General features: G+C 70.7%; 15 protein-coding genes. 11 read left to right on the forward strand and 4 right to left on the reverse strand.

The annotated features are described in order from the left end of the window. The first annotated feature begins 75 nt into the window (after window positions 1-75). From egtA to AQJ27_RS02180, 5 genes are all read left to right on the forward strand, one after another. Complete coding sequence (gene egtA, locus AQJ27_RS02160) at window positions 76-1,446, forward strand: ergothioneine biosynthesis glutamate--cysteine ligase EgtA (RefSeq protein ID WP_079064735.1); 1,371 nt, start codon at window positions 76-78, stop codon at window positions 1,444-1,446. Further along, window positions 1,443-2,765: an ergothioneine biosynthesis protein EgtB gene (egtB, locus tag AQJ27_RS02165; protein ID WP_067360717.1), complete on the forward strand. Its 1,323-nt coding sequence runs from the start codon at window positions 1,443-1,445 to the stop codon at window positions 2,763-2,765. Before egtA ends, egtB begins: the two co-directional genes overlap by 4 nt. Continuing rightward, window positions 2,765-3,574, forward strand: coding sequence for an ergothioneine biosynthesis protein EgtC (egtC, locus tag AQJ27_RS02170; protein ID WP_067360720.1), 810 nt, complete (start codon window positions 2,765-2,767; stop codon window positions 3,572-3,574). Before egtB ends, egtC begins: the two co-directional genes overlap by 1 nt. Continuing rightward, window positions 3,571-4,533: an L-histidine N(alpha)-methyltransferase gene (egtD, locus tag AQJ27_RS02175; protein ID WP_067360723.1), complete on the forward strand. Its 963-nt coding sequence runs from the start codon at window positions 3,571-3,573 to the stop codon at window positions 4,531-4,533. Before egtC ends, egtD begins: the two co-directional genes overlap by 4 nt. A gap of 176 nt (window positions 4,534-4,709) precedes the next feature. Then, complete coding sequence (locus tag AQJ27_RS02180) at window positions 4,710-4,925, forward strand: dodecin (RefSeq protein WP_067360726.1); 216 nt, start codon at window positions 4,710-4,712, stop codon at window positions 4,923-4,925. A 354-nt stretch (window positions 4,926-5,279) separates the two neighbouring features. Here AQJ27_RS02180 and AQJ27_RS02185 read toward each other — a convergent pair whose 3' ends face one another. After that, a complete protein-coding gene (locus tag AQJ27_RS02185; protein ID WP_067362645.1) occupies window positions 5,280-5,783 on the reverse strand; it encodes a phosphatase domain-containing protein in 504 nt (167 codons plus the stop codon). Window positions 5,784-6,029: 246 nt separating this feature from the next. Between AQJ27_RS02185 and AQJ27_RS02190 the strand changes: the two genes are divergently transcribed. The 4 genes from AQJ27_RS02190 (at window position 6,030) to AQJ27_RS02205 (ending at window position 10,637) form a co-directional block, all read left to right on the forward strand. After that, a complete protein-coding gene (locus AQJ27_RS02190; protein ID WP_067360729.1) occupies window positions 6,030-6,290 on the forward strand; it encodes a hypothetical protein in 261 nt (86 codons plus the stop codon). A 93-nt stretch (window positions 6,291-6,383) separates the two neighbouring features. Next, the gene (locus tag AQJ27_RS02195; RefSeq protein WP_067360732.1) at window positions 6,384-7,793 is read left to right on the forward strand and encodes a glycoside hydrolase family 43 protein; all 1,410 of its coding nucleotides are present in this window, start codon (window positions 6,384-6,386) and stop codon (window positions 7,791-7,793) included. 65 nt (window positions 7,794-7,858) lie between these two features. Continuing rightward, on the forward strand, window positions 7,859-9,244 hold the full coding sequence (locus AQJ27_RS02200) for a glycoside hydrolase family 43 protein (RefSeq protein WP_067360735.1): 1,386 nt from the start codon (window positions 7,859-7,861) through the stop codon (window positions 9,242-9,244). 43 nt (window positions 9,245-9,287) lie between these two features. Then, window positions 9,288-10,637, forward strand: coding sequence for a jacalin-like lectin (locus AQJ27_RS02205; RefSeq protein WP_067360738.1), 1,350 nt, complete (start codon window positions 9,288-9,290; stop codon window positions 10,635-10,637). A 109-nt stretch (window positions 10,638-10,746) separates the two neighbouring features. Here the strand turns inward: AQJ27_RS02205 and AQJ27_RS02210 are convergent, their stop codons facing one another. The 3 genes from AQJ27_RS02210 to AQJ27_RS02220 form a co-directional block, all read right to left on the reverse strand. Beyond that, window positions 10,747-11,685 (reverse strand): hydrolase, encoded by a 939-nt coding sequence (locus tag AQJ27_RS02210; protein WP_067360741.1) that lies wholly within the window; start codon window positions 11,683-11,685, stop codon window positions 10,747-10,749. A gap of 245 nt (window positions 11,686-11,930) precedes the next feature. Then, entirely contained in the window at window positions 11,931-12,482 is a 552-nt protein-coding gene (locus AQJ27_RS02215) for an RNA polymerase sigma factor (RefSeq protein WP_054231249.1), read from the reverse strand. 131 nt (window positions 12,483-12,613) lie between these two features. Further along, on the reverse strand, window positions 12,614-13,135 hold the full coding sequence (locus AQJ27_RS02220; protein WP_067360744.1) for a cupin domain-containing protein: 522 nt from the start codon (window positions 13,133-13,135) through the stop codon (window positions 12,614-12,616). 139 nt (window positions 13,136-13,274) lie between these two features. On the opposite strand from AQJ27_RS02220, the gene AQJ27_RS02225 reads away from it, so the two are divergent. Both AQJ27_RS02225 and AQJ27_RS02230 read left to right on the forward strand, forming a co-directional pair. Next, complete coding sequence (locus AQJ27_RS02225; RefSeq protein ID WP_067360746.1) at window positions 13,275-13,709, forward strand: RrF2 family transcriptional regulator; 435 nt, start codon at window positions 13,275-13,277, stop codon at window positions 13,707-13,709. Then, a complete protein-coding gene (locus tag AQJ27_RS02230) occupies window positions 13,706-14,620 on the forward strand; it encodes a DsbA family oxidoreductase (RefSeq protein ID WP_067360749.1) in 915 nt (304 codons plus the stop codon). Before AQJ27_RS02225 ends, AQJ27_RS02230 begins: the two co-directional genes overlap by 4 nt. Window positions 14,621-15,079 lie beyond the last annotated feature (459 nt).

The following is a 15,079-nucleotide window of genomic DNA, read 5'->3' on the forward strand; positions in this document are numbered from 1 at the left end:
GTGGGACGAGCGATGTCGGCCCGGCACCACAGACGACGGGCCGGCGGCATGGTGGAATCTCAGGAGGATCCCGACATGTCCGATTCGGTGAGTGACTGTACGGAGCGCCGCTCCGCCGTCACCGAGGCCGAGGTGGAGGCGCTGGTCCGAGGCATCTGCTTCAAGACCGGACCGCCTCGTACCCTCGGTGTCGAAGTGGAATGGCTCGTCCACGAGCTGCGCCGGCCGCAGCTCCCGGCATCACCAGAACGACTCCAAGCGGCGTACGCCGCACTGCGGACCCTGCCCCTGCGTTCGGCGCTCACCGTCGAACCCGGCGGACAGCTGGAGCTGAGCTCCCTTCCCGCCGCCTCCCTGATGGAGTGCATCGGGTCCGTCTCGGCCGACCTCGACGCGGTACGCGCGGTACTGCGCGAGGCGGATCTCGGCCTCAGCGGGTACGGCCACGATCCCTGGAACCCCCCGAGCCGCTTTCTCCATGAGCCGCGCTACGACGCCATGGAGCAGTACCTCGACCGGGCGGGCCCGGAGGGGCGGGCCATGATGTGCTCCTCCGCCTCCGTCCAGGTGTGTCTGGACGCCGGATACGAGGAGCCCGGCCCCCTGGGGCACGGGCGCCGCTGGTGGCTGGCGCACCAGCTGGGCGCCGTCCTGGTGGCCGCGTTCGCGCACTCGCCGCTGGCCGGCGGCCGGCACACGGGCTGGCGCTCCACACGGCAGTCCCTGTGGGCGGCCATGGACCCGGGACGGTCCGCCGCGCCCCCGCTGGGCGGCGATCCGCGCGCCGCCTGGGCCCGGCACGTCCTGGACGCGCCGGTGATGTGCGTCCGGGCGCCGGACGGCCCCTGGGAGGTACCGGAGGGCCTGACCTTCCGGGAGTGGACCAGGACCGAGACACCCCCCGACCGGGCGGATCTCGACTACCACCTGACGACCCTGTTCCCGCCGGTCCGCCCGCGCGGGCATCTGGAACTGCGCATGATCGACGCGCAGCCCGGCGACGACGGGTGGATCGTGCCGCTGGCGGTGACGGCGGCGCTGTTCGACGACCCGGAGGCCGCGGAGGTCGCCTACCGGACCGTCAAACCGCTCGCGGAGCGCGCCGAGGCACGGCCCGCTCCGTGCAACCCGCTGTGGAACGACGCCGCGCGGTACGGCCTGACCGACCCCGAGTTGCGTGAGGCCGCCGTCATCTGTTTCGCGGCCGCCGCCGAGGCGTTGCCGCGCCTGGGCGCCACCACCGAGGTGCAGGAGGCCGTCGCGGAGTTCACGGACCGCTATGTGGCCCGGGGCCGCTGCCCCGCCGACGATCTGCTGAACCGCTTCCACAGCCGATTCCATGATCAGACCCATGATCAGGCCGAGGGCGATCACGGCCGTGATCAGGCCGAGGGTCACCACGGCCGGTCCCACGGTCGGCTCGACGGGAAGGACATCCGCACATGACCGCCCCCGCATCACCCACGGATCCGGAGTCGCTCCGCAAGCGCGCGCTCGACGCGCTGACCACGGCCCGCGACCGCACCGCGCTCCTGACCTCCTGCGTGGAGGAGCCCGAACTGACCGCGCAACACTCGCCGTTGATGTCTCCGCTGGTCTGGGACCTGGCGCACATCGGCAACCAGGAGGAGCTGTGGCTGCTGCGCGCGGTCGCCGGGCGGGACGCGATGCGGCCCGAGATAGACGGGCTGTACGACGCGTTCGAGCATCCGCGCGCCGAGCGGCCCTCGCTGCCGCTGCTGCCGCCCGCCGAGGCCCGTCAGTACGCCGCCGAGGTACGCGGACGGGCGCTGGACGTCCTGGAGAGCACCGCGTTCCGGGGCACGCCGCTCACCGAGGCCGGCTTCGCGTTCGGGATGATCGCTCAGCATGAACAGCAGCACGACGAGACCATGCTGATCACCCATCAGCTCCGCAAGGGGCCCGCCGCTCTCACCGCGCCGGACCCCGCTCCCGCGCCGCCGTTCACGGGACCCGCCGAAGTCCTGGTCCCCGGCGGCCCGTTCACGATGGGCACGTCCACCGAGCCGTGGGCCCTGGACAACGAGCGCCCCGCCCACCGACGCGAGGTACCGCCCTACTTCATCGACACCACTCCGGTGACGAACGCCGCCTACCAGGCCTTCATCGAGGACGGCGGCTACGACACCGAACGCTGGTGGAGCCCGGAGGGCTGGTCCCACATCCGCTCGCACGGCATCGAGGCGCCGCTGTTCTGGCGCCGCGAGGGCGGACAGTGGCTGCGCCGTCACTTCGGCGTCACCGAGGTCGTACCGCCCGACGAACCCGTGCTGCACGTCAGCTGGTACGAGGCCGACGCGTACGCCCGCTGGGCGGGGCGCCGGCTGCCCACCGAGGCCGAGTGGGAGAAGGCGGCCCGCCACGACCCGGAGGCCGACCGCTCCACGCGCTATCCGTGGGGCGACGCCGACCCCACCGCCGAGCACGCCAACCTCGGCCAGCGCCATCTGCGCCCGGCCCCGGCGGGCAGCTATCCGGCGGGGGCGTCACCGCTCGGCGTACGGCAGTTGATCGGTGACGTGTGGGAGTGGACGTCGAGCGACCTGCACCCCTATCCCGGGTTCGCGGCGTTCCCGTACAAGGAGTACTCGGAGGTGTTCTTCGGCCCGGAGTACAAGGTGTTGCGCGGTGGTTCGTTCGCCGTGGACCAGGTGGCCTGCCGGGGGACGTTCCGCAACTGGGACTATCCGATCCGGCGGCAGATCTTCTCCGGGTTCCGCACGGCCCGCGACGGGGTCGCCTGATGTGCCGTCACCTGGCCTACCTGGGACCGCCGGAGCCGCTCGGCCGACTCCTCGTGGAACCGCCGCACAGTCTGTTCCGGCAGTCGTGGGCGCCGCGTCGGCAGCGGCACGGGACCGTCAACGCCGATGGTTTCGGAGTGGGTTGGTACGCCGAAGGGGATCCGGTGCCCGCGCGGTACCGGCGCCCCGGGCCGATCTGGGGCGACCAGTCGTTCGCGGACCTGGCCCGGGTCGTCAGGAGCACGGCGCTGCTCGGCGCCGTACGGGACGCCACGGTGGCGGGAGCCGACGGGGAGGCCGCGGCGGCGCCGTTCGCCGCGGACCGCTGGCTGTTCAGCCACAACGGCGCCGTACGGGGCTGGCCGGGCTCCCTCGCCCCGCTGGTGACGAGCCTGCCCCCGGCCGAACTGCTGTCCCTGGAGGCCCGCTGCGACTCCGCGCTCGTCTGGGCGCTGCTCCTGCACCGGCTGCGCTCCGGTGACAACGAGGGCCAGGCGCTGGCCGACACCGTCCTGGAGGTCGCCGAGGCGGCCCCCGGGTCCCGGCTCAACCTGCTGCTCACCGGCGGCGACACGATCACCGCGACGGCCTGGGGCGACACCCTCTGGTACCTCTCCGAGCCCGGCCGCCGCACCGTCGTGGCGTCCGAGCCGTACGACGACGACCCCCACTGGCAGGAGGTGCCGGACCGCACGCTGCTCGCGGCGAGCCGCACCGACGTCCTGCTCACCCCGCTCAAGGACCCGCACGCGCAGGAAGGCGCGCACGACCCCTTGGCATCCGCACGCACCAAGGAGCCCAGCACGTGAGCCCGTTCCTTCTCACCCGCACCCTGCCCGAGGACGCCACGGACGCCGCGCTGCGCGCCGACGTCCTGCACGGCCTCACCCACACCCCCAAGACGCTGCCGCCGAAGTGGTTCTACGACGCCCACGGCAGCGAGCTGTTCGACCAGATCACCGAACTGCCCGAGTACTACCCCACCCGGGCGGAGCGCGAGATCCTGATCGCCCGGGCCCCCGAGATCGCCGCGACGACCGGTGCGCGCACCCTCGTCGAGCTGGGGTCCGGTTCGTCCGAGAAGACCCGCCATCTGCTCGACGCGCTGCCGGGGCTGCACACGTACGTGCCGGTCGACGTCAGCGAGAGCGCCCTCACCCAGGCCGGGCAGGCGCTGATCGCCGAGCATCCGGGGCTCGGCGTGCACGCGTTGATCGCCGACTTCACGGGCGGCCTCGCGCTGCCGGGAACGCCGGGGCCGCGGTTGGTGGCGTTCCTCGGCGGCACCATCGGCAATCTGCTGCCCGCCGAGCGGGAGACGTTCCTGGCGTCCGTACGGGCGCTGCTCTCGCCCGGCGACACGCTGCTGCTCGGTACGGACCTCGTGAAGGACGAGTCGGTACTGGTCGCCGCGTACGACGACGCGGCGGGGGTGACGGCGGAGTTCAACAAGAACGTGCTGCACGTCGTCAACCGCGAGCTCGGCGCCGACTTCGACCCCGACGCGTTCGCCCATGTAGCCCTCTGGGACGCCGAGCACGAGTGGATCGAGATGCGGCTGCGGTCGCTGACCGAGCAGACGGTGAAGATCCCCGCGCTCGACCTCGCGGTCGAATTCGCCGACGGCGAGGAACTGCGCACCGAGATCTCGGCGAAGTTCCGCGAGGAGGGGGTACGTCGCGAACTCGCCGCCGCCGGGCTCGACCTGGCCCACTGGTGGACGGACCGGGAGGGCCGTTTCGCCCTGTCGCTGAGCGTGGTCCGCTGACACCCGCCCGGGTGGCCGGCCTCGCCGGTGGGCCACCCGGGTGAGGGCCTGTCGTTCGGATCAGGTCGACAGGCCCCAGGTCACCCACGGTGCCCCGACATCTCGCGCACCGCCGCGCCGTGAGGCACCGTGGAGTGACGCGTGGCACACCCGCCACGGCGGAGAGGAGCACCCGCATGTCCGACCACACGTATCGGGTCACCGAGATCGTCGGCACCTCCCACGAGGGCGTCGACAAGGCCATTCGCAACGGGATCGCCCGGGCCTCGCAGACCCTGCGCAACCTGGACTGGTTCGAGATCACCCAGGTCAGGGGGCAGATCGTGGACGGGGAGGTCGAGCACTACCAGGTCGGCCTGAAGGTCGGCTTCCGCTTGGAGGACGGCGCCTGAGCCCCGGGGCCTTCTGAAACCCGGGAGACCCATGGCCACCTCGCCCCGGGCCCCTCGAAAGCGGGGCCCCAGGCAGGGCGGCCCATGGGGGAAGCGGTATCTCGGGCGGACCGGTCCGCGTCACCGGACGGGCCGAACCTGGCCGGCATGCGATGCCCCACGGCGGCGGCGCCACCGCACGCCGAAGCCCCGGCCGGAGTAGTCGGCCAAGCCGTGCGCGGCCCCGGACCGGGAGCCTCAGGCATCGCCGAGCGGCGTCAACCGCTCCGCCTCCTCTCCGGGGAGAAGAACCCGCCCCGCCCAGCCCACCGTGGGGCAGATTCCGAGCACGCCCCCAACTCCCCCGACGGGCCCCTAGGTCCGCCCCTCCCGCTCCTGTGCGTCCTTCAGTGCCGCCGACGCCGTGGCCCAGCGGGCTCGGACGACCCTGAAACCGGCCCGTTCCGCCTCGTCGCAGACGAGTTCGTCGTCGTCGACCAGGACGTGGATCTCGCGGTCGCGCGCGAGCCGGCGCAGGACGTCCAGTTTGGTGCGGCGGGCGGGCCTGCGGTCGTCGTTGCGTCGCATCCAGACGCGCCCCTCGGGCAACCCCTGCGCGGCCAGCCATTCGACGGTGTCGCGGCGGCAGCGCTCGGGACGGCCGGTCAGATAGACCACCTCGCACTCCTGCGTGCTGCGCAACGCCAGGGCCACTCCCTCCGCGAGCGGCGGATCCTGCGGCGCGGCAGCGAAGAACGCGTCCCAGTCCCGCGGCTTGCGCTCCAGGAACCGCTGCCGGTGCGCGCTGTCCGCGAGCGTGCCGTCGAGGTCGAACACGGCGAGCGGTCTGCTGGTCTTCTCCCTGGTCTTCTCCGTCACGCGGACCACCCTAAACAGGGCCGCCGACACCCGGCGCTCCACGGTCGCCGCCCGCCCCTGTGAACCCGTCGGCCTCCCGCATCAACTTCCTTCACCACAAGCACTATTCACATCACCCAGCAAGCCCTTACCGTGATGCCTCGCACTGCATGTTGCACAGCATGTCGCACAACATTCGGTATTTCGAACGAGAGCAGGGCGGTGAAGGGACACCACCGCCCGGTTCTTCGGCATGCGGAGGTCGTTGTGAACCCCCCACTCGGCAGACGTCACTTCCTCGCCGTCACCGGCGCGTCCACGGCCGCCATGACCCTGGCCTCGACCGGGACCAACCCCTCGGGCGCCCCGGGCGCCCACGACGCCAACGCTCCCGTCCAGCCGTTCCCCCTCGGCTCGGTGACCCTCCCGGACAGCGCCTTCCGGGCCAACCAGCAGCGCAACTGCGACTTCCGTGTGTACGGCAAGACCCTCACGGCCGAGGAAGTCGCCGCCCTGGCCCAGGCCTAGGCGACGCCACCTCGACATGTGCGCAGGACGGGTGGGGACGCGGAGCCGCCGCGCCCCCGCCCGGATCAACAGAAACAAGGAGAGCCGCAAAACATGATCACCCCCGACCGGAACGCGTCCTCGACGCCGCTCGACCCGTCCCGCCGCAGTCTGCTGCGCGCGATGGTCGCGATACCCGCGACCGCACTCGTGCTGGGCGAACTGCCCGGCCTGCTCGGCTCGGCCGCCGCGGCGGCCCCCGCCCACGGCTCGGCCACCCGCTACACCATCGTGCCGTTCCTCAACAGCGACGACGGCACCGTGAACGTGTACCAGTCCGACGACGCGACCGACTTCCGGCTCGTCAAGTCCTCCGCCTACACCCCGCCCAGCAACCGCATCCGCGACGCCAGCGTGTTCAAGCACACCGACGGCTACTACTACATCGCCTACACCACACACACCTGGCAGGACGTCAGCACCACCATCGGCTTCGCCCGCAGCTCCGACCGGGCCAACTGGACCTTCCTGTACGACTACACGGTCCCGATCACCAATCTGTCCCGCGCGTGGGCGCCCGAGTGGTTCGTCGACAGCGACGGCAGCGTGAACGTCATCGTGTCCTGCTCGACCACCGACGACGAGTGGATCTTCACGCCGTATGTGATGAAGGCCGCCAACTCCGCGCTCACCGCGTGGAGTTCACCCGTGGCGCTGTCCGGCATCGGCGCCAACCACATCGACACGTTCATCGTGAAGATCGGCTCCACCTACCACGCGTTCCCGAAGAACGAGACGACGAAGTACATCGAGTACGCCACCGCCTCCAGCCTGACCGGGCCGTACACCATCACCCGGACCGGCGACTGGGCGGGCTGGGGCGGCACGCGTGAGGGTCCCTCGGTGATCCAGCTCGACAACGGCGCCTGGCGGATCTTCTTCGACGGCTACGGCGACGGCAGTTACTACTACAGCGACAGCTACGACACCTTCGCCACCTGGACCGCCCCGAAGAAGCTGCCGGGCATCTCCGGAACGGCCCGCCACTTCACCGTGATCAAGGAGACGGTGTCCGGCGGCGTGAACCTGGCCACCAACGTCACCCGTTCCTTCCGGTCGGGCAACTACTCCACCCGCTACTGGCAGGAGCAGTCCGCGCTGCTCAACCTGCCCGTGGTCAGCAGCTCCAGCACCGCCGCCGAGAAGCAGGCGTCCACCTTCACCGTGGTGCCGGGCCTCGCCGACGCGAACGCCTACTCCTTCCGGGACGCGGCCGGCGACTACCTGCGCCACTGGGACTTCCGGGCCCGCTTCGACGCGAGCGACGGTACGTCGACGTTCGCCAAGGACGCCACGTTCGTCATCCGCACCGGCACCCCCGACGGCGCCGTCCGCTTCGAGTCGTACAACTACCCGGGCTACTACCTGCGCCACTACGACTACCAGCTCCGTGTGGACGTGTCGGACGGCACCGACCTCTTCCGCCAGGACAGCTCCTTCGTACCCGTGACGGCCTGGGCATGAACGCCGCAACCGCATCCACAGCCGCATCCACAGCCTCAGCCTAGGAACAGAGGGAGAAGAACCCCATGAGCGAGAGCCCCAGACCCCTTCAGCCGTCCCGCCGCACCGTGCTGGGGGCGATGGCCGCCCTCACCGCCTCCTTCACGATCGGCGCCCCGTCCGCCCGCGCCGCGACCGGATCCGCGTACGTGATGGGCTACTTCACCGAGTCCCCGAACGGCCTCGGCGACGACTACGGACTCCACCTCGCCGTCAGCACCGACTCGCTCCAGTGGATGCCGCTGAACCAGAACAACCCGGTCGTGACCCCGACCGGGGGCACCGGCGGCCTGCGCGACCCGTTCATCCTGCGCAAGCAGGACGGCACGTTCGTCGTGCTCGCCACCGACCTCAAGGGCACCGACTGGAGCCTGCAGAGCCAGTACATCCATGTCTGGGACTCCGCCGACCTGCGCTCCTTCACCGGCTACCGGCGGCTGAAGCTGCACGACATGGCCACCCACAGCTGGGCGCCGGAGGCGTACTGGGACGCGGGACGCGGCCAGTACGGGATCATCTACTCGGCCGTCAACTCCACGGGCCACAACGTCATCATGGTGAACTACACCACCGACTTCGTGACCGCGTCGACGGCGCAGGTCTTCTTCGACCCCGGCTACGACATCATCGACGGCGACCTGGCCGTGGGCGTCGGTGGGGTCAACTACCTCTACTTCAAGAAGGACCAGACGCTGGTCGGCGCCAGGTCGGCCTCCCTGGACCCGGGCAGCTTCACCGTGTTCAGCACACCCGTCGCGCACGGCGGCACCGAGGCCCCGATCCTCGTCAAGTCCCAGACGTCGAGCACCTGGTACCTCTGGGGAGACACCTACACCCCCAACGGTGTCTTCTACGCCTGGCAGACCGGCGACCTGGCCGCGGGCACCTGGACCGCGGTCGACCAGCGGCTCTACACCCAGCCGGTCAACTCCAAGCACGGCACCATCCAGCCGATCACCACCACCGAGTACGACAACCTCGTGGCGGCGTACGGCAAGCCGAGCTGGAACCGCATCAAGTCCTACAACTACCCCGACCGTTACGTCCGCCACGCCGACTACGTCGGCCGGATCGACGCCTACCCCTTCGACCCGTACACCGACGCGGAGTGGAAGCTCGTGCCGGGGCTCGCCGACAGCTCCGGGGTGTCCTTCCAGTCCGTCAGCTATCCCACGCGCTATCTGAGGCACTACAACTACCAGCTGCAACTGGACGTCAACGACAGCACGACGACGTTCGCGCAGGACGCCACGTTCTACCGGACAGCGGGCCTGGCCGACACCTCCTGGTCATCGTTCCGCTCCTTCAACTATCCGGACCGTCACATCCGCCACGCAAACTACGTCCTGCGCATCGATCCCATCTCCACCAGCACCGAAAAGGCCGACGCCACGTTCTCGGTCGGCTACTGACGCCCCGTCATCCCTCAGCACCCAGTCCCCAGGAGACACCCCCATGTCACCTCTCCGAAGAGTCCTCGCCACCCTGGCCGCGGCAGCCGCGGCCCTCGGCGGACTCACGGCGACCGCCCCCACCGCGGCGGCCGCCGACTCGGGCACCTTCAACGTGCTCAGCTACAACGTCGCCGGACTCCCCGAGATCATCTCCAGCGCCTCGACCCCGCGCGACACCAGCACCACGGCGATAGGCCAGCGGCTCGGCCCCTACGACATCGTCCACGTGGAAGAGGACTTCAACTACCACTCCTATCTCTACGCGGGCGACACCACGCACGCCTACCGCACACCCACCAGCGGTGGCGCCGGGATCGGCAGCGGGCTCAACACCCTGTCGAAGATCCCCTACGACACCGACGACTTCGAGCGGGTGCACTGGAACTCCTGCCAGATCGACTCGGGCGACTGCCTGACTCCCAAGGGCTTCACGTTCATGCGGGAACGGCTGGCCGAGGGCGTCTACGTCGACTTCTACAACCTGCACACCAACGCGGGTACGAACGACGGCGACCTGGCCTCGCGGGCGGACAACCTCAACCAGCTCACAGCCTTCATCCAGACCCACTCCAAGGGCAACGCCGTGGTGGTCATGGGTGACACCAACACCCGCTACACGCGCGCCGGCGACACGATCGCCGAGTTCGGCGCGGCCAACGGCCTCACCGACGCCTGGGTCAAGCTCATCCGGGGCGGCACCCCGCCCGCCAAGGGCAGCGACGCGCTGGTCTGCGACCAGACCGGCGCCACCGTGCCCAACACCTGCGAGGTCGTGGACAAGATCCTGTACCGCGGCAGCAAGCTGGTCACGCTCGACGCCACGAGCTACAACAACGAGCACGCTAGCTTCCTGACCTCGGACGGGCTGATGCTCTCCGACCACGACCCGATCACCGCCAAGTTCACCTGGTCGCGCAACGCCGCCTTCCAGCTGAGCGACCAGTTCGGCGGCCCGCACGGGGACTACTTCGACGACATCGACAGCGTGCCGGCCGGGGCCAGGGCGACCGCCCTCACCCTGCGCAGCGGCTCACGCGTCGACCAGATGGGCCTGACGCTGAGCAACGGCACGACGCTGACCCATGGCGGCACGGGCGGCACCGCCTCGTCGCTCACGCTCGGCAGCGGCGAGTACGTGACCTCGGCGCAGCTGTGCCAGGGCGTGAAGGACGGCAACACCCGGATCTTCTACGCGAAGTTCACCACCAACCTCGGCAACAGCCTGGCGGGCGGTACGACGACCTCGGACTGCGTGACCCGCACGGCGCCGTCGGGCTGGCAGATCGCCGGGTTCCACGGCCGCACGGGCGACGAGGTCGACAAGATCGGCTTCATCTACACCCAGCGCTGACCGGACATGACCGAGCCCGTGGCCCCCTGGTGTGCGCACACCAGGGGGCCACGGGCTCACTTGCTCGGCTCGTTCACGAGGTTCGCCTCGTTCACGAGGCTCGACCCGCCTACGAGGAAAGCCACTCGGTGGCGTTCAGGGCGAGGGCGGCGTTGGTGGCGCCGGTGTCGTTCCAGCCGTCGTACAGCGTGTTGCCGGACTGACCGGTGCCGTCGTCGATCGGCGAACTGTCGCCCCAGAAGGCGACCTTCCCGCTGCCGAAGGTACTGGTGGCGAAGAAGGCCCCGGTGTTGCCCGAGTAACCGGAGCGGTAGAGCAGGCCCTTGACCGCCGAGTTGTCGGCGGGCTTCAGCGTGGCCGTCGTACCGTTGGCGAAGAGGCTCTTGGTGACGGTGCCGAACGAGCCGTGCAGGACGGCGTTGGTGCTGTCGCTGATCGCCGCGGGGTAGCCCGAGCTGATGTTCAGCGAGTCGACGGAGAAGCCGAACGGGTCGGTGGAGTCGACGCTGTTGTTGGTCATCAGGTCGTTGAGGATCTTCACCGCGTCGTAGCCGTCGCTGTTGCGGTCGGCGCCGGTGTGGTCGGAGATCATGAACAGACCGCCGCCGTTCTTCACGAACGTCATGATCGCGGTCTTCTCGGCCGTGGTGAAGAGCGTGTTGGGCTCGGGCAGCACCAGCGTGTCGAAGTTCGACAGGTCGGTGGCCGAGGTACCGCCGTACGTCAGCTTGGAGCCCGAAGGCAGCGTGTCCAGGCTGTAGTCGCCGGTCTTCTGCAGGGCCACGCCCCACGAGGAGAGCGCGCCGGTCCAGTCGGTCTCGGAGGACGGCGAGGAGTCCTCGCTCAACGGGTTCGGCTGGCTGGAGGAGATGATCCAGTCGGCGTTGCCCGCCGTCTCGGCGTGGCCGTTGTCGAACAGGACGCGATGGGTGGTGGCCGCGTGCGCGGGGGCGGCGGTGGTCGTCTGGAGCGCGGCTCCCGTGAGCAGCACGCCGAGCGCGGTGAGGGCGACGGCGAGTCTGTGGCGGGGCCTTGTGGGGGTGAGCATCCGGCATTCCTCCAGGGGTGGGGGCGGGGGAAGAGGCGGTGCGGGGCGCCGATCTGCGCGCGTAGAACGGCCGTTGAACAACTGCCGTTCGACACAACGGTGGACAGTACAGACGTGATCAAGGCCGCCGGGAGACCCTGCCGCGACTTATCATCAACCTCTTACCTTGCGCCACAACCGGCAGGGGATTTAGGCCAGTTGGCGGCTCGCCCGGCAGCCGAGCGCGACAGGTGGCCGCCGGTCCGTCAGGACGCGTCGACCAGCCAGGGCCTGACCTGCCTGCGTGCCTCGTGCAGCCGGGACTTGAGCGTGCCGAGCGGAATGCCGACGCGCTCGGCGACCTCGGCGTACTCCAGCTGACAGATGTCCCGGTAGACCAACGGCGCGACCAGATGCGGGTGTTCGCGCTCCAGACGCTCCAGCGCCTCCAGGAGGTCGATGCGGGACCCGGCGATCACGCTCGTGGTGCGCGGGTCGACGTGCTGCGAGGCGTCGATGACGTCCGGCTGCTCGGCGGCCCGCCGCTTCAGCTCGCGGTACTTCTGACGGGCGCAGTTGGCGACGACCGTGTAGAGCCAGGTGCTGAACCGGCTGCGCCCCTCGAACGAGGTGATCTTCCGCGCCACCTGGAGGAGGACGTCCTGCGCGGCCTCCTCGGCGTCCTCGCGGCACGGCAGGAAGCGCCCGCAGCGCCGCACGACCTCCGGCCGGATCCCCTGGAGCAGCAGGTCGAGCGCTGCCGGATCACCCGAGGCCGCGCGCAGCGCGAGCTCCTCGGTCGCCGCCGCGTCCTGCACTGGGTGCTCCCCTCGGTGTCGATCAGAGGCCAGGCATCATAGTTGCACGCACGCGGCGTCGTTCGGAGCGCCCCGGTGGGCAGCCCGGAGGCCGCCGTCGGCATGCGCCTTCGGATCCTGTGCGTTCTCCCTCAGCCCTGGGACGGTTCGGATTCCCCGGGCCGCAGCGCGTACAGCCGTGGGAGGTTGACCACGATCGCCTCCTGGGTGCTGCGGGCGATGACGACCACGGCCTCTTCGGCGGGGTCGGGGTTCTCCTCGCGGTGCGGCACGAACGGGGGGACGAAGATGTAGTCCCCAGGAGCGGTGCGCAGGCGTACCTCCTCCGGCTGCGCGCCCGAGTCGTCGAGGAAGACGAACTCGGGGTGTCCGCTCACGATGTAGATGGCGGTCTCGGACTCGCCGTGATGGTGGTCGGAGGAGGAAGTGGAGGGGGCGACGTGCGTCTGGCCCATCCACAGCTTCTCGGAGCCGACCGTCCTGCCGCTGACGGCGGCGAACCTGCGCATGCCTCCGGTCTGAGCCGTGTCGCCGTCGAGAGCGTCGGCGCGGATGTGGTGCAGGCGGGTGTGCAAGGGCGCCACCGGATGCCCGGCGGGGTCGTGGAGATGGGGGTGGAAACCTTCGCCGGGGGTCGTCAACGGCTCGCTCATGGGTGGGGACGCTAGAGCCGCCCGGAAAAGGATGTCAAGAGGTGTCCATTGTGCTTCACCTGCGGCAACGTTCCTGCAATGTAGGCGGGGGACCGATGGAAGCCCTCGTGACGGGCGCCTCGTCGGGCATGATGTGCGCATGCATATCTCCGCGAAGGCGGACTACGCCATGCGGGCCCTGTTGGAGCTCGCCCGTGAACCTGCCCGGCCGCTCACGTGCGAGGCCGTCGCCTCTTCCCAGCAGATCCCCTTCCGGTTCCTGAAGTCGGTGGTGGGCGAGTTGCGCAAGGCCGGTCTGGTACGCAGTCAGCGCGGCTGCGAGGGCGGGTACTGGCTCGGCCGGCCGGCCGACGAGATCACGCTCCTGGATGTCGCGCGCGCCGTGGACGGCGAGTTGATCACCTTGCGGGGTGAGTCACTGGCCGGGCTCGACTACCCCGGTCCCGCCTCCGGTCTGCCGGGGGTGTGGCGCCGGCTCGAGGCGGACGCCGCCGCGGTCCTGGGCGGGACGACCCTGGCCGCACTGCTGCCCGCCGAGGCGGGCGCGGGGCTGGACGGGAAGGGAACCACGTGACGGTCGTACCGGACCGACCGGCGCTGGAGGTCGTGGAGTACACCGACCCGCTGTGTCCCTGGGCCTGGGGGTCGGAGCCCGTCTTCCGGCGCCTGCGTGCGGCGCTGGACGGCCGGGTCCGCTGGCGCCGCGCGTACAGCATCCTCTTCGACCACGACGACGACCCGCCGCCCGACCCCGCGGCGGAGACCGCCTGGTACGCGCGCTACGTCGAGGACATCAGCACCCACACGCGGGCGCCGCGGGCGCTCCGGCTGAGCCGCGTGGCAGCGAGTTCGTGGCCGTCCTCGCTGGTCGCCAAGGCCGCCGAACTGCAGGGCGCCGACGTGGCCGAACGGGTGCTGCGGCGGCTGCGGGAGAGCGTCTTCGTCCTCGGGGAACCGGCGGACACCCCCGCGCTGGCGCTGTCGGCGGTACGGGGCACACCGGGCCTGGACTCCGCACGGCTGGCCGCCGACGCGGCGTCGGCCGCGGTGCTGGAGCGGGTGCGCGCCGACCGTGCCGAGGCGCGTCGCCCGGTGGGCGAAGTGCGTTCCGCACAGGGCGGGTCCCCCCATCCCGGCGCCGCCAAGGAGACCGCCGACGGGGAGTACCGGTACGCGTTGCCGACGCTGCTGATCCGCACTGCCACCGGGTACCGGGCCGTGCCCGGCTGGCGGTCGTACGAGGAGTACGCCTCGGCGGTCGACGAGTTGTGTCCCGGGCTGCCGCAGGACCCGGTGACCCTGAGCCCGGCGGAGGCGCTCGCGCGGTACCGGAGCCTGACCGACCCGGAGCGCAGACTGCTGACTCACGGCCCGTGGCCTCCGGCGGACGCCGTCCGTGTCGAGACCGGCAACGGCCCCGTGTGGCTGCATCCGGAGGAAGCCGCGGTGCACCCGGCCGCCCACCGCGGCGCTCCCGACCACTGACCACTGCGCCCCCGACTGCCGACCGCGGCACTTCCCGTACCCGACCGCGGCACTCCCCACCACGGACCGCGGCGCTCCCACCGTGCCCCGACAGGCCTCTGATCAGCGGTCACAGGCCGTCCCGCCCAATGAGACACCAATTGGTGTCCATTGACAGCCGCCGACGGCTGCCCCCAGGATGTGCAGCATGCTCACGACGCACCCCAACGTGGTGTGCCGCTACGTGGATCTGCGGCGCACCTCCAGCGCTCTCTGTCGCTGACCGACCGCCGCCCGCGGCCCCCAGGCGCCTGACCCCGCTCTCGTAGGCACCGGCCTCCCGCCGCTTCGCCGCCCAGCGCCCGTCTTCTCGCGCCGCGTCCTTCGCGCCTCGTCACCTCCCCTCCTTCCGCATCACGGCCCTCCCCCGCGAGCCGCCGACGCCTCATGCCCTGGGCGCGGCATGCCCACGTGTGCACC

The sequence above is a fragment of the Streptomyces olivochromogenes genome (assembly GCF_001514115.1).
GTDB classification, from domain to species: Bacteria; Actinomycetota; Actinomycetes; order Streptomycetales; family Streptomycetaceae; genus Streptomyces; species Streptomyces olivochromogenes.